Origin of the sequence: Phenylobacterium ferrooxidans (genome assembly GCF_042714595.1) — a bacterium.
Lineage (GTDB): Bacteria > Pseudomonadota > Alphaproteobacteria > Caulobacterales > Caulobacteraceae > Phenylobacterium > Phenylobacterium ferrooxidans.
This window is the reverse complement of sequence record NZ_JAOTJD010000019.1, coordinates 20,456-43,752: the sequence shown is the minus strand read 5'-3', so window position 1 is coordinate 43,752 and position 23,297 is coordinate 20,456. Positions and strand designations below refer to the sequence as shown.

The 23,297-nt window shown below is 69.9% G+C and carries 26 protein-coding genes and 1 pseudogene; 16 read left to right on the top strand and 11 right to left on the bottom strand.

The genetic code is table 11. The features are described from left to right. Positions 1 to 8: 8 nt before the first annotated feature. Positions 9 to 632, bottom strand: coding sequence for a TlpA family protein disulfide reductase (locus tag OCL97_RS11415; protein WP_377370166.1), 624 nt, complete (start codon positions 630 to 632; stop codon positions 9 to 11). Between OCL97_RS11415 and argH the strand changes: the two genes are divergently transcribed. From argH to OCL97_RS11395, 4 genes are all read left to right on the top strand, one after another. After that, positions 631 to 2,049, top strand: coding sequence for an argininosuccinate lyase (argH, locus tag OCL97_RS11410; RefSeq protein WP_377370165.1), 1,419 nt, complete (start codon positions 631 to 633; stop codon positions 2,047 to 2,049). The genes OCL97_RS11415 and argH overlap by 2 nt on opposite strands. Then, on the top strand, positions 2,046 to 2,330 hold the full coding sequence (locus OCL97_RS11405; protein WP_377370164.1) for a hypothetical protein: 285 nt from the start codon (positions 2,046 to 2,048) through the stop codon (positions 2,328 to 2,330). Before argH ends, OCL97_RS11405 begins: the two co-directional genes overlap by 4 nt. Further along, a complete protein-coding gene (gene lysA / locus OCL97_RS11400) occupies positions 2,327 to 3,601 on the top strand; it encodes a diaminopimelate decarboxylase (RefSeq protein ID WP_377370163.1) in 1,275 nt (424 codons plus the stop codon). Before OCL97_RS11405 ends, lysA begins: the two co-directional genes overlap by 4 nt. 62 nt (positions 3,602 to 3,663) lie before the next feature. Beyond that, positions 3,664 to 3,876, top strand: coding sequence for a hypothetical protein (locus OCL97_RS11395; RefSeq protein ID WP_377370162.1), 213 nt, complete (start codon positions 3,664 to 3,666; stop codon positions 3,874 to 3,876). A gap of 1 nt (position 3,877) precedes the next feature. Here OCL97_RS11395 and OCL97_RS11390 read toward each other — a convergent pair whose 3' ends face one another. Both OCL97_RS11390 and OCL97_RS11385 read right to left on the bottom strand, forming a co-directional pair. Beyond that, positions 3,878 to 4,399, bottom strand: a complete 522-nt coding sequence (locus OCL97_RS11390) for a phosphoribosyltransferase (RefSeq protein WP_304776868.1) — start codon at positions 4,397 to 4,399, stop codon at positions 3,878 to 3,880. After that, the gene (locus OCL97_RS11385; RefSeq protein WP_377370161.1) at positions 4,392 to 5,288 is read right to left on the bottom strand and encodes a DUF3426 domain-containing protein; all 897 of its coding nucleotides are present in this window, start codon (positions 5,286 to 5,288) and stop codon (positions 4,392 to 4,394) included. Before OCL97_RS11385 ends, OCL97_RS11390 begins: the two co-directional genes overlap by 8 nt. 298 nt (positions 5,289 to 5,586) lie before the next feature. Between OCL97_RS11385 and ftsE the strand changes: the two genes are divergently transcribed. From ftsE to OCL97_RS11365, 4 genes are read left to right on the top strand one after another with little or no spacing between them, the layout of a single operon-like run. Next, complete coding sequence (gene ftsE, locus OCL97_RS11380) at positions 5,587 to 6,312, top strand: cell division ATP-binding protein FtsE (RefSeq protein ID WP_377370160.1); 726 nt, start codon at positions 5,587 to 5,589, stop codon at positions 6,310 to 6,312. Then, positions 6,309 to 7,199, top strand: a complete 891-nt coding sequence (locus OCL97_RS11375) for a cell division protein FtsX (RefSeq protein ID WP_377370159.1) — start codon at positions 6,309 to 6,311, stop codon at positions 7,197 to 7,199. Before ftsE ends, OCL97_RS11375 begins: the two co-directional genes overlap by 4 nt. Next, positions 7,196 to 7,813: a YdcF family protein gene (locus OCL97_RS11370; RefSeq protein WP_377370158.1), complete on the top strand. Its 618-nt coding sequence runs from the start codon at positions 7,196 to 7,198 to the stop codon at positions 7,811 to 7,813. Before OCL97_RS11375 ends, OCL97_RS11370 begins: the two co-directional genes overlap by 4 nt. 2 nt (positions 7,814 to 7,815) lie before the next feature. Then, complete coding sequence (locus tag OCL97_RS11365; protein ID WP_304776874.1) at positions 7,816 to 8,568, top strand: lysophospholipid acyltransferase family protein; 753 nt, start codon at positions 7,816 to 7,818, stop codon at positions 8,566 to 8,568. On the opposite strand, the gene OCL97_RS11360 is transcribed toward OCL97_RS11365, so the two are convergent. After that, positions 8,516 to 9,055, bottom strand: a complete 540-nt coding sequence (locus tag OCL97_RS11360; protein WP_377370157.1) for a gamma-glutamylcyclotransferase — start codon at positions 9,053 to 9,055, stop codon at positions 8,516 to 8,518. The genes OCL97_RS11365 and OCL97_RS11360 overlap by 53 nt on opposite strands. Positions 9,056 to 9,089: 34 nt before the next feature. Here OCL97_RS11360 and OCL97_RS11355 point away from each other — a divergent pair, with 34 nt between their 5' ends. Continuing rightward, the gene (locus tag OCL97_RS11355) at positions 9,090 to 10,118 is read left to right on the top strand and encodes a DUF2125 domain-containing protein (RefSeq protein ID WP_377370156.1); all 1,029 of its coding nucleotides are present in this window, start codon (positions 9,090 to 9,092) and stop codon (positions 10,116 to 10,118) included. 63 nt (positions 10,119 to 10,181) lie between these two features. Here the strand turns inward: OCL97_RS11355 and OCL97_RS11350 are convergent, their stop codons facing one another. Then, positions 10,182 to 10,832, bottom strand: coding sequence for an HAD hydrolase-like protein (locus tag OCL97_RS11350; RefSeq protein ID WP_377370155.1), 651 nt, complete (start codon positions 10,830 to 10,832; stop codon positions 10,182 to 10,184). Positions 10,833 to 10,961: 129 nt separating this feature from the next. Here OCL97_RS11350 and OCL97_RS11345 point away from each other — a divergent pair, with 129 nt between their 5' ends. From OCL97_RS11345 to OCL97_RS11320, 6 genes are all read left to right on the top strand, one after another. Beyond that, positions 10,962 to 11,768: a chorismate mutase gene (locus OCL97_RS11345; RefSeq protein WP_377370154.1), complete on the top strand. Its 807-nt coding sequence runs from the start codon at positions 10,962 to 10,964 to the stop codon at positions 11,766 to 11,768. A gap of 32 nt (positions 11,769 to 11,800) precedes the next feature. Next, positions 11,801 to 12,922, top strand: a complete 1,122-nt coding sequence (hisC, locus tag OCL97_RS11340; protein WP_377370153.1) for a histidinol-phosphate transaminase — start codon at positions 11,801 to 11,803, stop codon at positions 12,920 to 12,922. After that, positions 12,922 to 13,854 carry a prephenate/arogenate dehydrogenase family protein gene (locus OCL97_RS11335; protein WP_304776884.1) on the top strand — a complete coding sequence of 311 codons (933 nt, stop codon included), beginning with the start codon at positions 12,922 to 12,924 and terminating at the stop codon, positions 13,852 to 13,854. The genes hisC and OCL97_RS11335 overlap by 1 nt, the downstream gene beginning before the upstream one ends. 21 nt (positions 13,855 to 13,875) lie before the next feature. Continuing rightward, on the top strand, positions 13,876 to 14,979 hold the full coding sequence (locus OCL97_RS11330) for a helix-turn-helix domain-containing protein (protein WP_377370152.1): 1,104 nt from the start codon (positions 13,876 to 13,878) through the stop codon (positions 14,977 to 14,979). Between the two features lie 38 nt (positions 14,980 to 15,017). Continuing rightward, complete coding sequence (locus OCL97_RS11325) at positions 15,018 to 16,403, top strand: serine hydrolase domain-containing protein (RefSeq protein ID WP_377370151.1); 1,386 nt, start codon at positions 15,018 to 15,020, stop codon at positions 16,401 to 16,403. Positions 16,404 to 16,489: 86 nt separating this feature from the next. After that, positions 16,490 to 16,819 carry an SMR family transporter gene (locus tag OCL97_RS11320; protein ID WP_377370150.1) on the top strand — a complete coding sequence of 110 codons (330 nt, stop codon included), beginning with the start codon at positions 16,490 to 16,492 and terminating at the stop codon, positions 16,817 to 16,819. Between the two features lie 150 nt (positions 16,820 to 16,969). On the opposite strand, the gene OCL97_RS11315 is transcribed toward OCL97_RS11320, so the two are convergent. Next, positions 16,970 to 18,568, bottom strand: a complete 1,599-nt coding sequence (locus OCL97_RS11315) for a pectate lyase (protein ID WP_377370149.1) — start codon at positions 18,566 to 18,568, stop codon at positions 16,970 to 16,972. A 127-nt stretch (positions 18,569 to 18,695) separates the two neighbouring features. Between OCL97_RS11315 and OCL97_RS11310 the strand changes: the two genes are divergently transcribed. Next, positions 18,696 to 19,646, top strand: coding sequence for a Coq4 family protein (locus OCL97_RS11310; protein ID WP_377370148.1), 951 nt, complete (start codon positions 18,696 to 18,698; stop codon positions 19,644 to 19,646). Positions 19,647 to 19,685: 39 nt separating this feature from the next. On the opposite strand, the pseudogene OCL97_RS11305 reads toward OCL97_RS11310, so the two are convergent. From OCL97_RS11305 to OCL97_RS11285, 5 genes and pseudogenes are all read right to left on the bottom strand, one after another. Continuing rightward, positions 19,686 to 20,738: pseudogene (locus OCL97_RS11305) on the bottom strand (helicase C-terminal domain-containing protein); the annotation flags it as partial. A gap of 241 nt (positions 20,739 to 20,979) precedes the next feature. After that, positions 20,980 to 21,474: an ExbD/TolR family protein gene (locus tag OCL97_RS11300; protein WP_310539097.1), complete on the bottom strand. Its 495-nt coding sequence runs from the start codon at positions 21,472 to 21,474 to the stop codon at positions 20,980 to 20,982. Between the two features lie 3 nt (positions 21,475 to 21,477). Continuing rightward, positions 21,478 to 22,188, bottom strand: coding sequence for a protein TolQ (tolQ, locus tag OCL97_RS11295; RefSeq protein ID WP_377370147.1), 711 nt, complete (start codon positions 22,186 to 22,188; stop codon positions 21,478 to 21,480). A gap of 178 nt (positions 22,189 to 22,366) precedes the next feature. Beyond that, entirely contained in the window at positions 22,367 to 22,804 is a 438-nt protein-coding gene (locus OCL97_RS11290; protein ID WP_377370146.1) for a YbgC/FadM family acyl-CoA thioesterase, read from the bottom strand. Continuing rightward, the gene (locus tag OCL97_RS11285; protein WP_377370144.1) at positions 22,801 to 23,172 is read right to left on the bottom strand and encodes a hypothetical protein; all 372 of its coding nucleotides are present in this window, start codon (positions 23,170 to 23,172) and stop codon (positions 22,801 to 22,803) included. Before OCL97_RS11285 ends, OCL97_RS11290 begins: the two co-directional genes overlap by 4 nt. Positions 23,173 to 23,297 lie beyond the last annotated feature (125 nt).

Sequence of the window (23,297 nt, the reverse complement as noted above, 5' to 3'; positions counted from 1 at the left end):
GAGCCCGGTCAGCTCTCAGCCAGGACCTTGTCGATGACGGCCCTTGCGTCCGTGCCTGCCCAGTCGGCGCCCCCGGCGAGGCGGGCGCGCTCCACCCCATCCTTGCCGAAGATCACCGTGGTGGGCATGCCGACGGCCGCTGGCTTGAAGTCGTAGGGAAGCTTCAGCTTGGGATCACGGTAGAAGACCAGGGGCGCGTGCTTGGCGATGAACATGCGCGCCTTGTCGGCGTCCCGCTCACCATCGACGCTGACGACCACCACGGCCACCGGCTGACCCTCATAGGCCGCCGCCAGCTTGGCCAGGGTGGGCATCTCGATCACGCAGGGGCCGCACCAGGTGGCCCACAGATTGACCACCACCACCTTGCCCTTGAAGTCGGCCAGCCGCACCGGCTTGCCGTCGGCGTCCTGGAAGCTGGTGGCCGGCGCGGGGCCGGCCTCGGCTGGGAAGATGAGCTTGGCCATCTCGCCCTTGGCGAGACTCTTCAGGCTGGTTGTCTGGCGGGGGTTTATGGATGCCTGCGCCATGATGTAGACAACCGCCGCGACGCCCAGCAGGGCGACGCCCCAGAGCGCGCCTTTCAGGAGGCCCGATTTGGGCTTCGACGTCTCCTCGGGTGCTTGGCTCATGTCCGACGACTCCACTCACGGTTCTGACGCGCCCGCATCTGGCCAGGCCATGTGGGGCGGAAGGTTCAGCGCGAAACCCGCCGAACTGATGCAGGCGATCAACGTCTCCATCGGGTTCGACAAGCGCCTGGCGCCGCAGGACCTGGCGGGGTCCCGCGCGCACGCGGCGATGTTGCGCAAGCAAGGCGTCATTACAAGCGCCGACGAGCAGGCGATCCAGGGTGGACTGCAGGCCATCGAGGCCGAGATGGCCGCCGGGACCTTCCCCTATCGCGACGAGTTCGAAGACATCCACATGAACGTGGAGGCCCGGCTGCGGGAGCTGATCGGGCCGGTGGCCGGCCGCCTGCACACCGCCCGCTCGCGCAACGACCAGGTGGCGGTCGATTTCCGCCTATGGGTCCGGGACGCCTGCGACCGCACCATCGCCCAACTGTGCGCTCTCCAGCAGGCCCTTGTCCTCAAGGCCGAGGCCCACGCTGAGACCCTGATGCCGGGCTTTACCCACCTGCAGCCCGCTCAGCCCGTCACCTTCGGCCACCACCTGATGGCCTATGTGGAAATGTTCGGCCGCGACGCCGGGCGCTTCACCGATGCGCGCCGCCGGATGAACGAGTGCCCCCTGGGCGCGGCCGCCCTGGCCGGCTCGCCCTTCCCCATCGACCGTGACGCCACGGCCCAGGCGCTCGGCTTCGACCGCCCCACCGCCAATTCGCTGGACAGCGTTTCGGACCGCGACTTCGCCCTGGAGGCCCTGGCCGCGGGCACGCTGGCGGCCATCCACCTGTCGCGTCTGGCCGAGGAGATCGTCATCTGGATGACGCCGCAGTTCGGCTTCATCAAGCTGACCGACGCCTTCACCACCGGCTCCTCGATCATGCCGCAGAAGAAGAACCCGGACGCCGCCGAGCTGGTGCGCGCCAAGACCGGCCGGCTGATGGGCTCGTTCACCCAGCTCGCCGTGGTGATGAAGGGCCTGCCGCTGGCCTATTCCAAGGACATGCAGGAGGACAAGGTCCCCACCTTCGACGCCTTCGACGCCCTGGAGCTGTCCCTGGCCGCCATGGCCGGGATGGTGGAGGACATGGAGCCGGTCTCGGCCAGGATGGCGGCCGCCGCCGGCGCCGGCTTCTCCACCGCCACGGATCTCGCCGACTGGCTGGTGCGCACCCTCGACATGCCCTTCCGCGACGCTCACCATGTGACGGGCGCGGCGGTGAAACGGGCCGAGCAGCTTGGCTGTGATCTCTCCGACCTGCCGCTGAAGGAGCTTCAGGCCCTGTCGCAGGGGATCACCGCCGAGGTCTACGACGTTCTCACCCCACGGGCTTCCGCCGGGAGCCGCAAAAGCTACGGCGGCGCCGCGCCGGACCAGGTTCGCGCCCAAGTCGCGCGTTGGAAGGATATGCTGAAATGACCCTTCGCCCCTTCATGCTGATCGGCGCGCTCGCGCTCTCCGCCACCGCTCTGTCGGGCTGCGGCAAGATGGGTGAGCTGGAACGCCCCGGCCCCATCGGCCAGGCACGCTCCAGCGCCGACGCCGGGTCCGCGCCGATGCGCTCGATCCGCACCGTCGATCCCCGCGACCGCAACGCCGATCCCTCGCCCCAGCGCACCGAGCCGATCGAGAGCACCAACGACCCCATGGCCAGCGGGCCGCAGGGCGCCATCCCCGACCCCTACGCCCGCCCGCGATGAACCACTTTGAGCTGTCGGGGGGCGAGCTCGCCTGCGAGGACGTTGGGCTGACCACGATCGCGCAAGCCGTCGGCACGCCGGTCTATGTCTATTCCACAGCCACCCTGGAGCGGCACTATACGGTGCTACGCGACGCCCTGGTGAACGAGGGCCTGGGCGACCCGCTGATCGCCTTCGCCGTGAAGTCCAACTCAAATGTGGCCGTGCTGCGCACCCTGGGCAATCTGGGCGCGGGCGCGGACACGGTTTCCGAAGGCGAGATCCGCCGGGCGCTGGCGGCCGGCATCCCGGGTGAGCGCATCGTCTTCTCCGGGGTCGGCAAGACCGAAGGCGAGATCGCCTTCGCCCTCACGAACGGGGTCGGCGAGATCAATGTCGAGTCCGAGCCAGAGATGCACATGGCGTCCAGGGTCGCCCAGTCGCTTGGAACCCGCGCCACGATCGCCATCCGCGTGAACCCGGACGTCTCGGCCGGCGGACACGCCAAGATCTCCACCGGAAAGTCCGACAACAAGTTCGGCGTCTCCTTCTCCGAGGCCGAGCGGCTCTACGCCCAGGCCTCCAACAACGCGGGCCTGAAGCCGGTGGGCGTCACCTGCCACATCGGCAGCCAGATCACCCATCTGGCGCCGCTGGAGGAAGCCTTCGTCAAGATGCGCGGCCTCGTGGAGCGGCTGCGCGGCGAGGGTCTGGCGGTCGAGCGCCTGGACCTCGGCGGCGGGCTCGGCGTGCCCTATTTCAACATGCCGACGCCGGCGAGCCCCGCTGACTATGCGGCCATGATCGCCCGGACCATGAGGGGCCTGGACGTCCAGTTCGCCTTCGAGCCCGGCCGCATGATCTGCGCCAACGCCGGGATTCTGCTGTCGAGGGTGCAGCATATCCACGAGCGGCCCGAGGGGCGGAAGTTCGCGGTGCTGGACGCGGCCATGAACGACCTGATCCGGCCGGCCATGTACGACGCCTATCACGACATCCGGCCGGTGAAGCCCCGCGCCGGAGATCCCGTGACCTATGACGTGGTGGGTCCGATCTGTGAGACCGGCGACACCTTCACCCGCGACCGCGACCTGCCCCGCCTGGCGGCCGGCGATCTGGTGGCCTTCATGAGCGCGGGCGCCTACGGGGCGGTGATGTCGAGCGAATACAACAGCCGCCTGCTGGTTCCCGAGGTGCTGGTGAACGGCGACAGGTTCGCCGTCATCCGCCCGCGTCCGACCTATGAGGACATGCTGGCCCGCGAGGCCATGCCCGACTGGCTGGAGGCCTGACGGGCGCCCGGAACCCCAAGGCCTCGGCCCTTGTTCCCTTGGGTGACCTAGGAGGTCTCCCCATGAGTACGCGTCTCTATATCGCCGCCGTTCTTAGCCTGATGGTCGCCGGCGTTCTGTTCGGCATCGGCGCCATTCCGGTCTTGATGATCCCGGCCCTGTCGGCGAAGGCCAATCTGCTCCTGCCCATCGTCGTGGTGCTGTCGATCGTCCTGACCCCGCCGATCGCCTGGAAGCTTGCGCCGAAGCTGCGCGCCAGGCCCCACCGGCCCTAGGTCAGTCCAGCGCCCCGATATAGGGCAGCCCGCGAAGAGCGCCGGCGGCATCCATGCCATAGCCAACCAGGTAGCGGGCGGGCGCTTCCCAGGCCACGAAGTCCGGCACGATGGCCCTGGGCGTCGGCCAGGGTTTGGAGGCGAAGACGGCGGTGAAGGCGCGCGCCGCGCCGGCGTCGCGAACCAGGCGACTGGCTTCAGACAGCGACAGGCCGGTGTCGATGACGTCGTCGATGATCAGGGCGGTGCGCCCCGACAACGGGCGCTGCAGGTCGGCGCGCACCTCGCACCGGCCCAGGCTGGCGCGCTCGTCGCCGTAGGAGGCCAGCCACAGGGCGTCGAAGCGGACATGCCGGCCAAGGCGCGACAGGGCCCGCGTCAGGTCCGAGGCGAACCACAGGCCTCCGGTCAACAGGCACACCGCCACGGTGTCATCGTCGATCGCCGGCGCGATCTGCGCGGCCAGGGCGGCGACCCGGCGGGCGACCTCTTCCTCCGACAGCAGGACGACCGGATCAGCCATGGGGCTCCAGGGCGTAGGGGCTGTCGGACGACAGGGGCTTGGCCTCCACCGGCGCGGGGCCGTGAGACGCCGCAGGCGCATGGGGCGCCTCAGCCTCCGCCGCACCGCGCAGGGAGTGTTCCGGCGCCGGGTGAGCAGGCACAGGGACCTTGGCCTTGGTCTTCTTGCCCTTGGACTTGGCGGTGTCGGGCGCGAAGGAGATCTGCAGGTCGTGGGCCGAGGTCGGCGGGTCGAGGATCGCCAGGGCGAAGTGGCGGGTTTCGCCGGGGGGCACTACCGGGTCGGCGGGCCGGGCGATCTTGGTGACGATGGTCTTGCCGGCCTTGTTGAGCAGCTCGATCTTCAGGGGCGGGGTGACGATGGCGTGGTCTTCGACATTGCGGATCATGCCGGAGATGGACAGGGCCGCGTGTCCGTCCTGCAGGGCAGGTTCGGCCCGCGAGCCCTCGATCACCAGGCCAAGGGTGTTCACCGGCAGCCCCGCGAGGGCATAGGCCTTGGCCGAGCCCGGCATGATCTTGACCACATCGACCCGGAACACGACGGCCAGGCCGACGATGATGGCGAGCGTCGCGGCCATACCAGCCCAGACGATGCCGTGGGTGGCGGCCTCGCGCACCTTGCGCGTGTTCTCCACCTTGGCGCGGATCACCTTGGGCAGTTCGGCGCCGGGCAGGTCGCTCAGCGCGGCGGGTTCCTCGGCCTGAGGTTCGAAGGGATCGCGGGCGACCGCGCCCTCCTCAGCCGAGACGTCCAGTTCCAGGGTCGCCTCGCGGTGGGCCGTCCAGCGGTGGCCACAGGAGGCGCACTTCACCGCGCGGCCCTCCGGGGCGATCTTGCGATCGTCCACGAAATAGCTGGTGGCGCACTCTGGACAGGTCAGGATCATGACGGCGGAACGGGTCTCGTAACCGGGGCTGTTGTTCTGGAGCGTCGCCGCCCTGGGACGGTCGGCGGTTCTGGAGGTTCGTCCTCCGGTCCCCACGCCGACGCGAACTGTTATCGCGATTCCTAGCACGCGGGCCTTGCCAAAACCCAAATCCCTGGCAGCGGCCGATCGTCCGGGTGGGAGATTCGCCCATCAGGCGAGCGCTGCGCAAGCTTGACCCAGGGACGGCGGCGCTTGCGGAGGGTGGCCGCTGGTTCTGCTGGCGCATCGACCGGGCTTAGGGTAGCCGGGAAGACCGATGTCCAGACAGCCGCATGACGAACAGGCGCTCGACGCCGATGACGCCATCCTGGCCTTCGACGACGTGTCGATGCGCTACGGCCGCGGGCCGGAGACGTTGAAAGACCTGACTTTTTCCCTGGAACCCGGCTCCTTCCATTTCCTCACCGGGGCTTCCGGGGCGGGCAAGAGTTCGCTGCTGAAGCTGATCTATCTTGCCGCCAAGCCCTCCAAGGGCCTGATGCACCTGTTTGGCCAGGACGTGTCGGCGGTCCCTGCGAAGCAGCAGCCGATGCTGCGACGGCGGATCGGGGTGGTGTTCCAGGAATTCCGCCTGCTCGACCACATGAGCGCCTTCGACAACGTCGCCCTCCCCCTGCGCATCGCCGGTCGCAAGCCCGACAGCTACCGGCAGGACGTCGCCGAACTGCTGGCCTGGGTGGGCCTGCGCAGCCGCATGCACGCCATGCCCGCGACCCTGGCCGGCGGCGAGAAGCAGAGGCTGGCGATCGCGCGTGCGGTGGTCAATCGCCCCGACATCCTGCTGGCCGATGAACCTACGGGGAATGTCGATCACGAGATGGGCCTGCGCATCCTGCGCCTGTTCGTGGAGCTGAACCGCCTGGGCGCCACTGTGCTGATCGCCACCCACGACCAGGATCTGGTGGCGCGGTCGGGCAAGCCGGTCCTGCACCTGGAGGACGGCCGCCTGACTCAGCTGGGGCCCATCGGAGGCGCGTCATGAGCGACTTCGATCCTGGTCGCTGGAAGCCCGCCCCCTTCCTTCCCGAGACCGACGCCCGCGACGGCTCGCTGATCTTCGTGGTGGCGACGCTCTGCTTCCTGGCCTGCCTGACGGCGCTGACCGTGCTCGCCACCGACCGGGCCGCCCGGGGCTGGAGCGACCAGCTCAGCGGCCAGGCCACCGTCATCGTTCGCGCCAAGGGCTCCGAGACCCCAGACAGCGCCGCCGCCCGCGCCGCCGAGGCCCTGTCGGGCCTGCCCGGGGTCGGCGAGGTCCGGGCCCTGGAGAAGGAGAAGGCCGAGGCCCTCATCGCCCCCTGGCTTGGCGACACCGCCGACCTGGACGACCTGCCGGTGCCGCGCCTCGTCGCCGTGGACCTCGACCCCAAGGCGCCCGCAACCCCGCAGAGCCTGGACAAGGCCCTGAAGGCCCAGGGCCTGGACGCGGTCGTCGACGATCACTCCATCTGGCTGAAGGACATTCAGCGCGCGGCCGGCATCGCCCGCTGGATCGGGGTTGGGGTGTTCGTCCTGATCGCGGCGGCCGCGGGCGCCGTGGTGGCCTTCGCCACCCGCGCAGGCCTCACCGCGCGGCACGAGGTGGTGGAGGTGCTGCACCTGGCCGGGGCTGAGGACACCTTCATCGCGCGCCTGTTCCAGATGCGGTTTGCGCGCATGGCGGCCCTGGCGGGCTTGTTTGGCGCCGGCGGCGCGGCGATCATGGGGGCGATACTGCGCCTCATGGGAGGGGGCCAAGGCTTGACCCCGGTGCTGCCCATCGTCTGGACCGATCTGCTGGCCGTCCTGCCCTGCCCCGTGGCGGCGGGTCTGGTGGCGGCGGTAGCCGCGCGCCTCACCGCCCAGTCCCTGATCGCGAAGATGACATGAGAAGCCTAGCCGCCATCCTGCTGGCCGCCTTCATCTGGACGGTGGGCCTGCTCTCCTTCACCGCCCGGATCGAGAATTCCACCCCCATGCCCGCGCCGCCGCGCGCCGATGGCATCGTGGCCCTGACCGGCGCGGGATCCAACGAGCGGCTGGCCGCCGCCGTCAGCCTGCTCGAGGACGGCAAGGCCCAGCGGATGCTGGTCTCAGGGGTCAATCCGGAGGCCAGCCGCGAGGACATCCGCACCGTCAGCAAGGCGGTTCGCCGGCTCTATGACTGCTGCGTCGACCTGGATTTCACGGCCGCCGACACGGTGGGCAACGCCCGGGAGACGGCCGACTGGGCCAACAACCTGCGCTACAAGAGCCTGATCGTGGTCACCGCCGACTATCACATGCCCCGCGCCATGCTGGAGCTTCGGGCCACCATGCCCGACATCGACCTGCGGCCCTATCCGGTGGTCACCAAGGTGGTGAACGCCAAGCGCTGGTGGCGCACCAGCGGCGGGGCTCGCTTGATGATCCTTGAATATTCCAAGTATCTGGCGATCCTCGGCCGCGAGGCCGTCCGGAAGCTGGGGCCAAGCGACGCGCCCGCCCAAGACAAGAAGGCCTGATCTTGCAGAAGCTCCGCTCCCTGACCTTCGCCGTGGTGTTCTACGCCTGGTCGGTCTTCGTCTCCCTGGTGATCCTCACCCCGCTTCTCATCGCCCCGCGCAGCTGGACGGCGGCGACCTTCGGACTCTGGAGTCGGGGAATCCGCCTGCTGCTGAAAGTGATCGCCGGCATTGAGGTCGAGGTGCGCGGCCGCGAATTCATGCCCACCACGGCGGCCCTGGTGGCCCCCAAGCACCAGTCGATGTTCGACGTCTTCTCTCAGTTCTCCCTGCTGCCGGACGCCTGTTTCGTCACCAAGAAGGAGCTGCTGATGATCCCCTTCTTCGGCTGGTTCGCCATGAAGGCCACCATGATCAGCGTCGACCGCGCAGGGCATGCCACGGCGCTGCGCAAGCTGGTCCGGGACGCCAAGGACCGCTTCAAGATTCCGCGCCAGCTGGTGATCTTCCCCGAAGGCACCCGGGGCGAACCCGGGGCGCCTGGCGACTACAAGCCCGGCATCGCTGCCCTCTATCGCGAGCTCGAACTGCCGGTCTATCCGATGGCCACCAACGCCGGGGTCCACTGGTCGCGCAAGGGCTTCAACCTGACGCCGGGGACCATCGTCTTCGAGTATCTGGAGCCGATCCCGCCCGGCCTGAAACGCGGCGAGTTCATGCGCACCCTGGAGGAGCGGATCGAGGCGGCAACCGCCAAGCTGCTCAGTGAAGATCCCGCCTATCGGCCTCAACCAGCGCCAGCAATCGCGCCATGATCAAATCGTGGACGCCCTCGGCCCGAAGGTGCTCCACCAGGTCGCGCAGGTAGTCGACATTCTTGCCCGACAGGCCGGTGGCCCCCGCGATCAGCTCGGCCTGGCGCTCCAGGCTCAGCGCGCCTGCCCACTGCGGGTGCCGCGTGTCGGACAGGAAGACCAGTGTCTCAACGCGGCGGCCGTCGGCGAGGCGGACATGGGCGCTGCTTTCCACATAGGTCTCCGTGGGCTGCTCGCGCTCCCGCAGATAGGCGTAGACCTCGTCCCAGTCGCCTTCCGCCACCCGGTAGGCCGCACCGCGCACCGCACCGCCGGGGGCGAGACCCAAGACCAGGCCCGGGCGTTCATAGGTGCCCCGGTGGTGGACGGAATAGATGCAGAAGGCGCGGCGGCGGCCATGTAGGGTGGCGCTCTGGCGTTCGACGTATGCGAAGCCAGGCCGCCACATCAACGACCCGTAACCGAAAACCCAACGCTCAACAGACATGGCCCGCCGTTCAAAGACCCCCGAAGCTCCCCCTGTGCCCGATCCGGAACCCGCCCGCAAACCGCGAAGGTTCTGGCTCTATGCGCCGTTCATCGTCCTGCTGCTCGCCGCGGCGGGATGGACAGCCCTGTGGCTGCAGGTGCGCGGCCAAGCCGCAACCCGCATGGACACCGCCGTCAGCGAACTTCGCAAGGCGGGCTACGAAGTCACCTGGAAGGACCGCTCACTCGGCGGCTACCCCTTCCGTCTCGACGTGGTGCTGACCGACGCCCGCATCCGCGAGCCCGGCGGCTGGTCGATCGCCACGCCCAGGCTGGAGGCCGAGGCCTTCCTCTACTCCCTGGGTCACTGGGTCACGGCGGCGCCCGAGGGCCTGACCCTGACCCGCCCCGTCGGGGGGCCGGTGGAGGTGCGCGGCGAACTGCTGCGCGCCAGCCTCAGCGGTCTCGACAAGCGTCCCCCCAGCTTCTCCTTCGAAGGCCGCAAGCTGACCTTCGCGCCCGGCGCCGGGGCCCAGCCCTTTGGGCTGTCGGCCGCCGACAAGGTGGAGATGCACCTGCGCCCCGGCCCCGACGACCAGGGCGCCATCCTGTTCAAGGTCGACAACGGCAAGGCCCAGCTCAGCGGCCTGTTCGCTCAGCTGGCCGGCGACAAGCCGGTGTCCATCGTCTGGGATTCCATCCTCACCCGGATGAGCGGCTTCAAGGGCCAGACCTGGCCCGACGCCGTGCGGGCCTGGAGCACCGGCGGGGGCCTTATCCAGGTGCGGCAGGCCGGCGTCACAGCCGGCGACGCCCTGATCGGCGCCCAGGCCGGTCAGCTTGGGGTCGGCTATGACGGCCGCCTGGTGGGATCGATGGACGTCACCCTGCGCCAGGCGCCCCGCGCGCTCGCCGCCATGGCCGCGACGGGGACCCTGCCGCCGGAAACGGCGCTCGCCGCCGCCGCCGTGGCCGCCGCCCGTGAGGACAGCGCCTCGGTGGCCCGCGCGACCCTCACCTTCGAGGCCGGGCGCATGACCCTGGGCCCCGTGGCGATCGGCGCCTCACCCCGCGTCTACTGATGCTGGGCTAGCCGAACGCCACTCCGCCGCCCTCTCCCGGCGGCGGGTCGGGCCCTTCTTCGCCTATTTGACCGCCCGCAGGGCGCCGGCCAGTTCGTCCGGGGCGGCGCAGAGGGCGTGCGCGCCCGCCTGCACGAGCTCCGCCTCCGACCCGTACCCCCACAGCACGCCCAGGGCCGCCATGCCGTTCTTGCGGGCGGCGATGATGTCATAACTGCGGTCGCCGACCATGATCGCCTTGACAGGGTCAATGCCCAGGGTGGTGATCATATGGGCGATGAGGTCGGCCTTGTCCTCGAACTGTCCGTCGGGATGGGCGCCGTAGACGCCCGCCATATAGGGGCTGAACCCGAAGTGATCAGCCACCGCCTCGGCGAAGGGCTGGGATTTGGCGGTGCAGATGAACACCCGTCCCGCATAGGCCTCGCGCAGTTCGGCCAGCGCCTCCAGGATCCCCGGATAGACCGCCGCCTCCTTGAGGCCGCGCTGCGCGACATAGGCGCGGTAGAGGCGCACGCCCTCCTCCATGTCCCCATCGTCGCCCAGCAGGCGCCGGAACGAGACGCGGATCGGCGGGCCGATCATCGAGAGCAGGTCGTCATCTGGCGGAGTCTCGCGGCCCATCGCCGTCAGCGCTACGCGCACTCCGGCGAGGATGCCGGGGGCGGGATCGGTCAGGGTGCCGTCAAGGTCGAGCAGGAGGGTGGGGGCCATGTCGACAGCTAGACTACGACGCCTTTGCCCGGCAACCGGTTTCCCGTGCAACTTTATTGCGGCGGACCGCCCTATTGCGCCCGGCCACGCGATGACTTAAGCGCCGAACCTTCGTTTTCGGGGGACAAAATGGCCGACGCCGATCCCAAGCTTGCCGCACCGTCGCTGGACGCCGTGCGCGCGCGCCTGGACGAGATCGACGCGAACCTGCTGGCCCTGGTCGATGAGCGCGCCGGTCTGGCCAAGCACGTGGCCGCCGCCAAGCAGGCGGCCGGCGACGGCGACAAGTTCGCCCTGCGGCCTGGCCGCGAGACGGCCCTCCTGCGACGCCTGCTGGCCAAGGAGCGCACGGCGGCGAGGCCCAGCCTCGTCGTCCGCATCTGGCGCGAGCTGATCGGCGACAGCCTCTCGCGCCAGGGGCCCTTCCACATCAATGTCTGGGGCGGCAAGGAGTCGGCCCGGTCCGTCGAGCTGGCCCGTCACCGCTTTGGCGCCGCCCCGCCGCTGCGCACCCTGGCCAAGCCTGAAGAGGCCCTGGCCGCGGCCAAGACCCTGGGCGGGGTCGGGGTCCTGGCCCTGGCGTCGGACACCCCATGGTGGGGCCGCCTGCTGGCCGATCCCAAGCTGCAGGTGTTCGCCGCCCTCCCCTGCCTCGCCGCCTGGGGTCCGATGACGGCGCTCGCCGTCGCCGAGGTCGAGGTCGAGCCCACCGGCGATGACCGCACCTTCTGGGTCACCGACGCCCCCGGTTCCGCCGCCGCCATTGAGGAGACCCTGGGCCGGGACGGGGTGGTGGGCGACCTGATCGCCGAGGTCGGCGGGCTGAAGCTTTTCGCCCTGATCGGCTTCTACCAGGCCGGCGACGAACGCCTGGCCCGCGCGCCGGGGCGCCTTTCGGGGGTGATCGGGGCTGCGCCCGCCCCGCTGGACGTGTAAGAGGCGGGCCTCATCCCCGCTTGAAGCGTCCCATGTCCGACACCGTCCTCGACCGCGCCAAGGCCCAGCGGCCCACGCCGAAGCCCGGCATCCTCGACATCGCCTGCTATGTTCCCGGCAAGGCCAAGGTCGAAGGCATCGAACATCCGCTGAAGCTCTCGGCCAACGAGAACATCCTCGGCTGCAGCTCGGACGCCAAGGCGGCCTTCGCCGGCGCCATCGACCTGCTGCACATGTATCCCGACGGCCGCACCACGATCCTGCGAACCGCCATCGCGCAGAAGTACGGCCTGGAGCCTGAGCGGCTGATCTTCGGCTGCGGCTCGGACGAGATTTTCCAGCTGCTGAACCAGACCTTCCTCGAACCCGGCGACAACATCGTCCAGGGCGAGTTCGGCTTCGGGGCCTACGCCATAGGCGCGCGGGCCTGCGGCGCGACCGTGAAGCTGGCCAAGGAGGTCAACCACCGCATCGACGTCGACAACCTGCTGGCCCAGGTCGACGACCGCACCCGCCTGGTGTTCGTCGCCAACCCCGGCAACCCCACCGGCACCTGGATCACCGGCGAAGAGATCCGCCGCCTTCACGCCGGCCTGGCCCCCGGCGTCGTGCTGGTGCTGGACGGCGCCTATGCGGAGTTCGTCGCGGACCCGGCCTTCGAGGACGGCATGTCCATGGTGCGCGAGTTCGAGAACGTGGTGGTGACCCGCACCTTCTCCAAGCTGCACGGCCTGGCCGCCCTGCGGGTGGGCTGGGCCTATATGCCGGTGGAGATGGCCGACGCGCTCGACCGCATCCGCCTGCCGTTCAACGTCAACACCCCGGCCCAGATGGCGGCTGTCGCGGCGCTGGGGGACGACGACTTCCAGGCCCGCTCCCTGGCCCTGGTGGCGCAATGGCGGCCCTATCTGATCCAGCAGCTGGGCGGCCTCGGCCTGGAGCCTGTGCCCTCGGCGGCCAACTTCGTACTGGTGGGCTTCCCCAACACGCCGGGCAAGACCGCCAAGGAGGCCGAGGCGTTCCTGGCGTCGAAGGGGATCATCGTTCGAGGGGTGGGCGGCTACGGCCTGCCGGACCATTTGCGGATCACCATCGGCCTGGAAGATCACAACCGCGCCGTGGTCGACGCGCTCACCGCCTTCGTGAAATCCTGATGGGCGAGATCCTCTTCCCCCGCATGGCGGTGATCGGCTGCGGCCTGATCGGCTCCTCGGTCATCCTGGCGGCCCGCGAGGCGGGCGCCGTGGGCGAGGTCATCGTCGCCGACCTCAGCGAGGCGCACCGCGCCCGAATCGTCGAGCTGGGCTATGCCGACAAGGTCACCGGCGACATCGCGCAGGCGGTGAAGGACGCCGACCTGGTGGTCTTCGCGGTTCCCGTGCTGGCCATGGGTGACGCCGCCAAGGCCGCCGCGCCCGCCATGAAGCCCGGCGCCATCGTCACCGACGTCGGCTCGGTGAAGGGCTCGGTGGCCGCCGCCCTGACCGCGGCCCTGCCCGACAACGTCTTCATCGTGCCGGGCCACCCGATCGCCGGCACCGAACACTCGGGTCCTGACGCCGGCTTCGCCGAGCTGTTCCAGAGCCGCTGGGTGATCCTGACCCCGCAGCCGCGGCAGGACGACGCCTACCTGGAGGCGGTCAGCCAGCTGTCGGAGTTCTGGCGGGCGCTGGGGGCGAATGTTGAATTGATGGACGATAGGCACCACGACTTGGTGCTGGCCGTCACCAGCCACCTGCCTCACCTGATCGCCTACAACATCGTCGGCACCGCCGCCGACATGGAGGAGGTCACCCAGGCTGAGGTGATGAAGTATTCGGCCGGCGGTTTCCGCGACTTCACGCGTATCGCGGCGTCCGATCCCACCATGTGGCGCGATGTTTTCGTGGCCAACAAGGAGGCGGTGCTGGAGATTCTCGGCCGCTTTACTGAGGACCTGCAGGCTCTGTCCCGGCAGATACGCTGGGGGGAGAGCGACAAGCTGTTCGAGCTCTTCACCCGCACCCGAGAGATCCGCCGCGGCATTATCGCGGCCGGCCAGGAAAGCGCCGAACCCAACTTCGGCCGCGACCGCGGCAAGCACTGATCAGGCCGCCGGGGGGCGCGCATGCCGGACCTTCTGACCAGCGTCGATCTCATGCTGCGGGGCGGCGCCTGCCTGCTGCTGGTGCTGGTGGCGGTCCTGCTGCTCCGCGACCACGGGCGGGCGCAGGCCGCGCGCCTGGGCGCCCTGTTCGCCCTGAGCGCCGCGGCCTTCGCGGTGTCGTCGGCCAGCGCCCTTGAAGGCCGGCTCGGGATCGTCGCCTTTCCCATCGAGGCCCTGACGGCCGGCGGCAACCTGGCCTTCTGGCTGTTCGCGCGGGCGCTGTTCGACGACGGGTTCCGGCTGCGGCCCTGGCATGGGGCGGCGTGGGTGCTGATCGTCGCCGTCGGCCTGTTCGAGGCCCTGGCCCTGGGTCCGGAAATGACACCGGTGGCATGGGCGGTGCGCGGGTTCCTCGTCCTGGAGTCCCTGGGCCTGGGCCTGCTGGCGGCGGGTCAGACCCTGGCCTCGTGGCCGGCCGACCTGGTGGAGCCGCGCCGCCGCGTGCGGCCGTTCGTGATCGGCGCCGCCGCCGGGTTCATCGCCCTGAACGCCCTGTCTGATGTCCTGGGTCCTCGTCCGGCGAGCCCCGATGTCGGCAGCCTGATCCAGGCCCTGGCCCTGGCGCTCATCGCCCTGGCGGTGGCCGCGGCGCTGCTGCAGGTGGCGGCGAGCGGTTGGCTGACGCCGGCCGCCAGTCCGACGACCGGCCTCGCCCACTCCGTGGAACCGGCCGACCAGAGCCTGGCCGCGGCCCTGGACCACGCCATGAGCTTCGACCGGGCCTATCGGCGCGAAGGCCTGACCATCGGCCGGCTGGCCGAGATGCTGGGGGTGCAGGAGTACCGGCTGCGGCGGCTGATCAATCAGGGACTGGGCCACCGCAACTTCAACAGCTACCTGAACGGCTACCGGATCGCCGAGGCCAAGGCCGCCCTGGCCGACCGGGCCCAGGACGCGACGCCCATCCTGACCATCGCCCTGGACACGGGGTTCAACTCCCTGGGACCCTTCAACCGGGCCTTCCGGGCCGACACCGGTGTCACCCCTAGCGACTTCCGGCGCGCTACCGCCGATTTCGGAATCGGCCAGCCAGACTTCAAAACCGGCGCGAACGTCACCTCCTGAGGCGGCAGACGAGGGATCGAACCCTTCGGAGCTCCTCAATGAACATCCAACACCTGCGCCCCCTGCTGCTGATCGCGGCGGCGGCCCCCCTCGCCGGCTGCGGCGCCCTGAGCGGCGCGGCCCATGTCGCCACCGGCCTGACCAGCCACCAGCTCTGCTCGGCCACCTTCGTCTCGGGCCTCGACCCGCAGGTCATCCGCCGCGAGGCGATCGATCCGGACCTGGGCCCGGCGCACTTCCTGGTCCGCCACAAGGTGGACCGAACCAACCAGGCGGTGACCTCGAGCCTGGCGGGCTTCGCCCCCAGCCGCGCCGTCCACCGCGGCGCCGCGGGCTGCCTGGTGCTGCGTGGCGCGGCCCCGCCGCCTGCGCCCGCCAGGCCGGTGATCCCCGGCCCCGTCCCTCCTGCCCTGGAGACCGCCGCGACGTCACCCGCCATCGAGGCCGCCCTGGACCGCGCTTTCGCCGAGCCGGCCCGGCCGGCCCTGCGACAGACCAAGGCCGTCGTGATCCTGCACCGGGGCAGGATCGTCGGCGAACGCTACGCGGCCGGCTATGGCGTCGACACGCCGATCACGGGCTGGTCCATGACCAAGTCGGTGACCAACGCCCTGCTGGGGGTGCTGGTGGCCCAGGGCAAGGTCTCGGTGCAGGGGCCCGCCCCCGTGGCCGCCTGGGCCGCCCCGAGCGACCCTCGCCACGCAATCTCCATCGACAACCTGTTGCGGATGAACAGCGGCCTGGCCCTGGGCCAGTCCCTCACCGCCAGCCCCTGGAGCGCCTTCGACCCCTCGGCCCGGATCTTGTTCGCCGAGCGGGACAAGGCGCGAGCCGCCGTGGCCGCGCCCTTGAAGGCGGCGCCCGGAACCGACTGGAGCTATGCCGACGCCAGCACGCTGATCCTCTCGCGCATCCTCCGCGACCAGGCCGGCGGCGACCAGGACGCCCTGCTGGCCTTCGCTCACCGCGACCTGTTCGACAGGCTGGGCCTGAAGCACGCCACCCTGGAGCTGGACGCCACCGGCACGCCGCTGGGATCCACCCACATGTGGGCCAGCGCCCGGGACTGGGCGCGGCTGGGGCAGCTCTATCTCGATGACGGCCAGGTGGGGGGACAGCAGATCCTGCCCAAGGGCTGGGCGGACTATTCCGCCCGCCCGACCCCGGGCAGCGAGGCCGTGGGGTACGGGGCGGGGTTCTGGACCAACCGGGGACCCGGCGAAGGATCGCGGCGGCGCATCGCCTGGGGCATGCCCGCCGACGCCTTCATGGCCCGTGGCCACCACGGCCAGTACGTGATCGTGGTCCCGTCGGCGGGGCTGGTGGTGGTGCGCCTGGGGACCACCCCCACTCCGACCAGCGACATGGAGACCGTCGCCCGGCTGGTGGGGGAGGTCATCACCGCCACGCGGGCGCCGGGCTAGGGGAGCTTGCGGCGTGCGCCTGACCCGCGGGCGCGCGTTCCGGCTACGGTGGGCCGGCCCCTCGATTCGGACAGAAGGACGACCCCATGAACGGCTACGCCTGGCTCGGCATCGCCATCGTCTGCGAGGTGGTCGCCACCACCGCGCTGAAGGCGTCGGACGGGTTCTCCAAGACCCTTCCGTCGATCATTTCTGCAGCGGGCTACGGGGTGGCCTTCTACGCCCTGTCTCACTCCATGAAGACGGTGCCGGTGGGGGTCGGCTACGCCATCTGGTCGGGGATCGGCATCGTGCTGATCACCCTGCTGGCCTGGTTGATCTTCAAGCAGAAGCTCGACCTGCCCGCGGTGCTGGGCATGGGGATGATCCTGGCCGGTGTGCTGGTGATCAACCTCTACTCGAAGGCGGTGGTGTAGCCCTTTCCACCCCCGTTTACGGGGGAGGGGGACCGCCGACAGGCGGTGGAGGGGGCGCGACCGGGCTCTGAACTTGAGGCTCGCCCCCTCCACCACGCCTGCGTCGCGGTCCCCCTCCCCCTTACGCTTCGCTAAAGGGGAGGAAAGACGCTAGGCGCCGTCTACCGCGCTGATGAGAACCCCCATGTTCTTGATGAAGGCCGAGGTGGAGACGCCCATCACCGGAGTGTCCGTCGGATAGGGCGAGGTGTCGAAGTCGTCGCCCACATGGGTCTGGGAATAGTCGCCTGGGGTTGACGTCTTGGGACCAGGGCCCTTGTAGGGATGGCTGGTGGCGAGCAGGGGCGTGGGCCAATAGCCCTCGGTGTTCAGGTCGGCCAACAGCCTGGAGACGGTCTCGGGGCTGACCTTCAGCGGCGCCATCGTCCCCCCGCCGTTGAGGTCGGAGGTGGCGAAATCCTGGTTGGCGAAGAAGCGCGGCAGGGCCCCCTTGTGGGTCAGGGGAGAGTTCGCCGCCACCCTGTCCAGCGGGGTCGCCTTCAGCGCCGCATAGCGGGCGCGGAGCTCATCCAGCTTCACGAGCCGGAAGGCGCTGTAGTGGGCCAGGGTCTTCTCCGGATCGCCGTCCGCATAGTAGGCGCCGTTGACCACATTGGACCCGCGCCGGTGGACATAGAGCGGCCGGTCGGTCCCGATCTCCAGGAAGGTCGGATGGGTGCGGCCGTCCGGCCTCGGCCTGGGCAGGGCGACCTTGGCGAGCCAGTTCAGAGCCTCGGGGACGCGGGCCAGGTACTTCGGGTCGCCGGTGAGTTCGTAGAAGGTCATCAGCTGGGCGGTGTTGACCGCCGTGGTGTGGGTGGTCAGGGCCAGGGGCTCATAGCTGCGCGCGGCTGCGGGCTTCAGGTCGTCGACCCGGTGCTGCAGGCCCCAGCCGGCCTGGGGGGCGGGCTGCTGGGTGATGAGGAAGACGTCCATGGCGCGGCGGATGGCGGGGGCCACGCGGGGATCGCCCAGGGTCTGGGCCGCCATGACCAGGAACTTGATATTCTCCCCGGCCACGTCGTCATTGAAGGTGATGTGGCCCGTATAGTCGGCCCCATGCTTGGTGAACGGCCGCCCCGCGGGCCAGCGCTGCGGCCAGCCGCCGTTGGGATATTGGCTGTTCAGGACGAAATCCAGCGCCCGGTCGAGGGCCGGTTTGAACCGAGGATCGCGCTTCTCGAGATACATGCGCAGCAGGAACTGCATGGCCTCCGAGGAGCCCGCGTCGTCAAAGGTGGCGTTGCCCCAGTCGTGCTGGAATTCCTCCATCCGCCAGGCGTTGGCCCCGATGGTGGCGTACCATTTCGCCTTGGCAGCCTCGCCGCCGAAGTCGATCAGGTAGTTCCAGCCGCCGGTGGGCAGCTGGCCCGCCATCAGGCACTCGGCGGCCTGGGTGGCGGCGGCGTAGTAGGCCTCGTCGCCGGTGGCGTGATAGGCGTCGAGGAACAGGTGGCCCACCGTGCCGGTTCCCGGCGGCTGCACCCAGACCTGGGTGGCGCTGGCCTCCAGCTCCCCCCAGCGGCGCGAGAAGTCGGGCAGGTAGGACCAGACATAGCCCCCATGCACCGCGGCCTTGTCGGTCATGAAGGCGGTGGCGCGCCGCATGGCGGCCAGGACCTGGGCGCGGCTCGGAGCCGGCGCGGCGGCGGCGGGAAGCGCCACAGCGCCGGCCATGCCGGCGAGAAGGACCCGTCGGGTCGTCTGCATCTGGGGCCTCCCTGGCGGCGCTTCGTGCATAATGACACCGGTGTCAAGGGACGCAACCCTGCGTGCCGCTTGATTTCCGCATGGGAATGATAGGTTGCCTGGAGAAAATGTTCCCAGGGAAGCCAGCATGATCGACCCGGCGGCGCGCGCCTGCTTCGAGGCCCGCGTGATTGAAGGTGGGGATGGCGACGACGCCAAACGGCTGGCCGCATCCCTCCGGGCGGGCGGCGCGGCCCAGGCCGATCTGGCGGCGCTGCTGGTCCATGCCGCGACCGCGGCCCCGGAGAAGTTGGTCCTGATCTATGATGGGGCCACCGAGGGCTGGCTGGGGGTCGCTCCGCGCGGGCCGATAATCGAGGCCCACGGCGCCCCCGAGCACATCCCCGCCGCCTTCTGGGATGGCTTCTGGAGTCTGGTGGACGATCCGGTCGCCAACCTCGACGCCGGAGAGGTCACGGTCCGCACCGCCGCCCTGGCCGGAACCCTGCCTGACCTGCAAGGCCGCGTGGCCAGGTGCGCCGGGCTCTATCCCGGGGTCTCCGCCGCCGCCGCCACCGGCTATCCCAAGCCCTTCACCCTGGAGGCCCTGGCCCGCTGCCCGGCGGGATCGCTGGGGGCGGAGTTCCATGACCTGATCGTCGACAACGGCTTTGACCTGGAGGTCCTGGACCGCGAAGCGCTGGGCCTGGCCGACATGCCCGCGCCGCTGGACTACCTCAACGCCCGCATCCTGCAGTGCCACGATCTCTGGCACCTCCTGGCCGGCTACCGGACCACCGCCCTGCACGAGGTGGCGATCTCGGGCTTCCAGATGGCCCAGTTCGGCCACCACTATTCCTCGATGTTCCTGGGCATGGTCACCAGCAAGATCGCGATGGGCCAGGCCGAGGCCCTGCCCCTGTTCCTGGACACCATCCTGAGCGCCTGGACCCACGGCCGGCGGAGCCCGCCCCTGATCGGCCTGGACTGGGAGCGCCTCTGGGACCAGCCCGCCGACGCGATCCGCGCCGCCACCGGTGTCAGCCTCTATGTCTCGCCCTATCCGGCGGATCTGTTTGAGCAGATGCGGGCGGCGTGAGGCGCAACATTTCCTCTCCCGCTTGTGGGAGAGGAGAAGCTAGGTCCCCAGGAACTCCGCCGTCGCCTCGATGGCCTCCACCAGGCCGAGACGTTCGATCTTCACGCCCTCCGGCAGGCCGGAGAACAGGCGGGTGGGGGCCGCGGCGTCGAGCATGACGAAGACCCCCTTGTCGTCGGCGCGGCGGATGAGGCGGCCGAAGGCCTGGCTGATGCGGTTGCGGGCGACGCTGTCGTCATAGGACTTGCCGCCGAAGCGGACCCGGCGGGCCTTGTGCAGGATGTCGGGCCGCGGCCAGGGCACGCGGTCGAAGACCAGCAGCCGCAGGGACCGGCCCGGCACATCGACCCCGTCCCGGACCGCGTCGGTGCCCAGCAGGCAGCTGTCCTGCTCGGCCCGGAAGATGTCCACCAGGGCGCCGACCTCCAGGGGATCGACGTGCTGGGCGTAGAGGGCCAGGCCCTTGTCGGAAAGCGGGGCGGCGATCCGCTCATGGACGGCGCGCAGGCGGCGGATGGCGGTGAACAGACCGACGCCACCGCCGCCCGCGGCCAGGAACAGCTCACGCATGGCGGCGGCCACCTGGCGCGGGTCGTCGCGGCCGACGTCGGTGACCACGAAGGCCCGGGCGTTGGTCTCGTAGTCGAAGGGTGAGGCCAGGCGCAGGGTCTTAGGCCGGTCGGGCAGGCGCGCGGCGCCGGTGCGCATTTCGGCGAGCGCGAAGGGATCGGCCAGGGTGCTATCGGCCAGGGTCGCGCTGGTGACCAGCACCCCGTGGGCCGGGGCGATGACGGCGTTGGTCAGGGGCTCGGTGGGATCAACCCAGTGGCGGCGGCAGGCGGCGTCCACCACGCGGCCATAGAGGAAGGTGGCGTCGAACCAGTCGACGAAGTCGGGGTCGTCCTCGGCGTCCTCATCGATGGCGCGCAGCATGGAGCGCCAGGCCGGCAGGGTCATGCGGGCGCGGCGATCGAGCCCCCTCAAAGCCCCTTCAATACGCGCCCGGTCGCCTGGCGGCAGGGTGGCGGCCTCGTCGTCCAGCACGTCCTCCAGGTGTCGGGCGAGCGCCAGCAGGGGCGCCTCGATGGCGGCCTCGGGCGGGGCGTCGGGGACGGGCTGCTCGGTGGTGGCCATCTGCTCCTGGGCGGCCTGGGCGGCGGCGCGCAGGTCGGTGTAGGTGGCGTTGGAGATGATGTTGACCGGCACGGTGGTCCCAACCTGAGGCGGTTCCTTGGGCCAGGAAATCAGGGCGGCCACGATCACCCCGCCGTGCAGCAGGACGGAGACGATCATCGCCGCGGAGAAATCCGACCCGGTGCGCGTCATGCCGGCCTCAACCCGCCGGAGCGTCCGGGGCGGGGGTTCCGCCGGAGGAGGGGCCGCCCGTGTCGGTGATCAGGTTGATCGAGGTGAAGCCGGAGGTGGAAAGCGCCGCCATCACCTGGGCGACCACCGAGTAGGCGGCCCGGCCGTCGGCGCGGACATAGATCGGCTTGGTGGTGTCGCCGGCCATGGCGCGCAGGCGCGGCGAGAGGCCGGCGAAGGCCACGGGCTCCTCCTGCACGAACAGCGAGCCGTCGGCGCGGATGGAGACGGTCAGCGGCTCGGCCTGGTCCTGCATGGAGCCGGCCTCGGTCTTGGGCAATTCCACCGGGACGCCGACGGTCAACAGCGGCGCCGACACCATGAAGACGATCAGCAGGACCAGCATCACGTCCACCAGCGGCGTGACGTTGATTTCCGACAGGGCGCCCCTGCGGCCGCCACGGCGGCGCCTGCGGCCGCCGCCGCCCGAGGCTGAGAACGCGTCGTGGCTCGAGATCGCCATGGCCTAGGTCCGGTCCGCCAGCCGCCGCTGGATGGCGGTGGACAGGTCGTCGGCGAAGCCCTCGAGGCGGCCGGTGTAGCGCGAGGCGTCGGTGGAGAACTTGTTGTAGGCGATATAGGCCGGGATGGCGGCCACCAGGCCGATGGCCGTGGCGAACAGGGCCTCGGCGATGGAGGGGGCGACCACCGAGAGGTTGGTGTTCTTCTGGATGGCGATCTCCTGGAAGGCGTTCATGATCCCCCAGACGGTGCCGAACAGGCCGATGAAGGGCGAGGCGGTGGCGACGATGGCCAGCGAGCCGAGGCCGTCCTCCACCCGCTGGGCCTCGCGGGCGATGGTGGTGTCCAGCACCCGGTCGATCCGCTGGATCAGGAAGGCGGCCTGGGTGTCGGTGGAGAGCCCCTTGCCGCGAGCGTCGCGCCATTCACGCAGGGCGCCCTGCAGCATGCGGGGCAGGGCGTGCTTGGGCCGCTCGCCGGCCTCGGCGGCGATGTCCTCCAGGCTGCGGCCCGAGGAGACCTGGTTCTCGAACCGGTCAGCCTGGCCGTTCAGCGCGCTGAAGCGGAAGAACTTGTCGATGATCACGGTCCAGGACCAGAGCGAGGCCACGGCCAGGCCGATCATCACGCTCTTCACGACCCAGTCGGCGCGCAAGAAAAGGGAGATGAAGGAGAAGGTCTCGGGGGTGATCGCGGCGGGGACTGCGGGGTCCATGCGGCCTGGGCTCCGTGGTTAGCGTCCGGCCAGGATTGGCTTGGGACAGCGCAGTGTCGAACTTGTGGCCAAGCCACCACAGAAATGTACGTTTCACTTTGAAACGAACATTTCTGCCCACTCCTGGTTAGAGCGCGATGGCCGCCGAAACCGGAAGTTCACTTTCGGCTATCGCGCTCTAGCAAAACAGGGGCCGGAGCGTCGCTATGAGTTCTTTAGGCGGTTTTCGTGGCCGTCCTGTGAGATCGATACAGGCGGCCTCGACGATCGCCTGCGCAATCAGTTGCTCGCCGCGGGTGATCTTCTGGTCGATGAACAGGCGCGGTCCCGCCATCCGATCATAGGTCGTGCGCACAAGAAGCGCGTCGTCGATGCGGGCCGGCGCCTTGAAGTCGATCTCCAGCCGCACGACGGTGAAGGCGGCCGGGTCCGGGCGGTCCAGCAGCTGCGCGTGGCCGATGCCCGCCACCCGCAGGAAATCGCTGCGGCCGCGCTCGAAGAACCGCACATACTGGCCATGGTAGACGACGCCGGTGAAGTCGGTGTCCTCGTAGTAGATGCGCACCGGCAGGCGGTGCTCGCGGCCGACGATCTCGCCGGCGGAGGGTTCGGTCATCGGGTTCGGTCCTGCACCATGGCCGAGGTGAGGAGCGCGCCGAGCCCGAACAGCAGCCAGGCTGCGCCCGCCACCAGGCGGGCGGGGTTGGCGGCATAGAGCTGGGGCGACCAGGTCATCGCCACCGAGCCCAGCAGCGCCCCCACCAGGCAGATAATAGCCGCGGTGGGCAGGCGGGGCGCCTCGCCGCCGGCGGTCAGGCGGTGCACGGCGCTCAACAGCACCGGCGCCAGCAGGGCGGTGATTCCGAACAGGATGGCCGTCGTGTACCCGCCGCCGAACAGTCCCCACGGCATGGCCAGCCGGAGGAACACCGCGGCGAGGAACCAGAGCACGGCGCCTAGCAGGATCAGGGAAAGGGTACGCATCACCCCCTTATGCCGCGACGGGAGCGAGGCGGTCGAGGCCTGGTCTCCTCTCCCCACGTCTTTCGGGGGGAGAGGGTAGGGTGAGGGGGGCGTTTCGACCGGACGCTGCGCAGCTGACAGGCCGT

Coding starts and splice junctions, on each gene's coding strand:
- OCL97_RS11335 (WP_304776884.1), top strand. CDS start 12,922: ATGGGCGAGATCCTCTTCCCCCGCATGGCGGTGATCGGCTGCGGCCTG.
- OCL97_RS11405 (WP_377370164.1), top strand. CDS start 2,046: ATGACCCTTCGCCCCTTCATGCTGATCGGCGCGCTCGCGCTCTCCGCC.
- OCL97_RS11350 (WP_377370155.1), bottom strand. CDS start 10,832: ATGGCCCCCACCCTCCTGCTCGACCTTGACGGCACCCTGACCGATCCC.
- OCL97_RS11395 (WP_377370162.1), top strand. CDS start 3,664: ATGAGTACGCGTCTCTATATCGCCGCCGTTCTTAGCCTGATGGTCGCC.
- OCL97_RS11310 (WP_377370148.1), top strand. CDS start 18,696: ATGATCGACCCGGCGGCGCGCGCCTGCTTCGAGGCCCGCGTGATTGAA.
- OCL97_RS11320 (WP_377370150.1), top strand. CDS start 16,490: ATGAACGGCTACGCCTGGCTCGGCATCGCCATCGTCTGCGAGGTGGTC.
- OCL97_RS11285 (WP_377370144.1), bottom strand. CDS start 23,172: ATGCGTACCCTTTCCCTGATCCTGCTAGGCGCCGTGCTCTGGTTCCTC.
- OCL97_RS11415 (WP_377370166.1), bottom strand. CDS start 632: ATGAGCCAAGCACCCGAGGAGACGTCGAAGCCCAAATCGGGCCTCCTG.
- OCL97_RS11385 (WP_377370161.1), bottom strand. CDS start 5,288: ATGATCCTGACCTGTCCAGAGTGCGCCACCAGCTATTTCGTGGACGAT.
- OCL97_RS11290 (WP_377370146.1), bottom strand. CDS start 22,804: ATGACCGAACCCTCCGCCGGCGAGATCGTCGGCCGCGAGCACCGCCTG.
- OCL97_RS11345 (WP_377370154.1), top strand. CDS start 10,962: ATGGCCGACGCCGATCCCAAGCTTGCCGCACCGTCGCTGGACGCCGTG.
- hisC (WP_377370153.1), top strand. CDS start 11,801: ATGTCCGACACCGTCCTCGACCGCGCCAAGGCCCAGCGGCCCACGCCG.
- OCL97_RS11300 (WP_310539097.1), bottom strand. CDS start 21,474: ATGGCGATCTCGAGCCACGACGCGTTCTCAGCCTCGGGCGGCGGCGGC.
- OCL97_RS11360 (WP_377370157.1), bottom strand. CDS start 9,055: ATGTCTGTTGAGCGTTGGGTTTTCGGTTACGGGTCGTTGATGTGGCGG.
- OCL97_RS11325 (WP_377370151.1), top strand. CDS start 15,018: ATGAACATCCAACACCTGCGCCCCCTGCTGCTGATCGCGGCGGCGGCC.
- OCL97_RS11370 (WP_377370158.1), top strand. CDS start 7,196: ATGAGAAGCCTAGCCGCCATCCTGCTGGCCGCCTTCATCTGGACGGTG.
- OCL97_RS11390 (WP_304776868.1), bottom strand. CDS start 4,399: ATGGCTGATCCGGTCGTCCTGCTGTCGGAGGAAGAGGTCGCCCGCCGG.
- lysA (WP_377370163.1), top strand. CDS start 2,327: ATGAACCACTTTGAGCTGTCGGGGGGCGAGCTCGCCTGCGAGGACGTT.
- OCL97_RS11375 (WP_377370159.1), top strand. CDS start 6,309: ATGAGCGACTTCGATCCTGGTCGCTGGAAGCCCGCCCCCTTCCTTCCC.
- ftsE (WP_377370160.1), top strand. CDS start 5,587: ATGTCCAGACAGCCGCATGACGAACAGGCGCTCGACGCCGATGACGCC.
- argH (WP_377370165.1), top strand. CDS start 631: ATGTCCGACGACTCCACTCACGGTTCTGACGCGCCCGCATCTGGCCAG.
- tolQ (WP_377370147.1), bottom strand. CDS start 22,188: ATGGACCCCGCAGTCCCCGCCGCGATCACCCCCGAGACCTTCTCCTTC.
- OCL97_RS11330 (WP_377370152.1), top strand. CDS start 13,876: ATGCCGGACCTTCTGACCAGCGTCGATCTCATGCTGCGGGGCGGCGCC.
- OCL97_RS11315 (WP_377370149.1), bottom strand. CDS start 18,568: ATGCAGACGACCCGACGGGTCCTTCTCGCCGGCATGGCCGGCGCTGTG.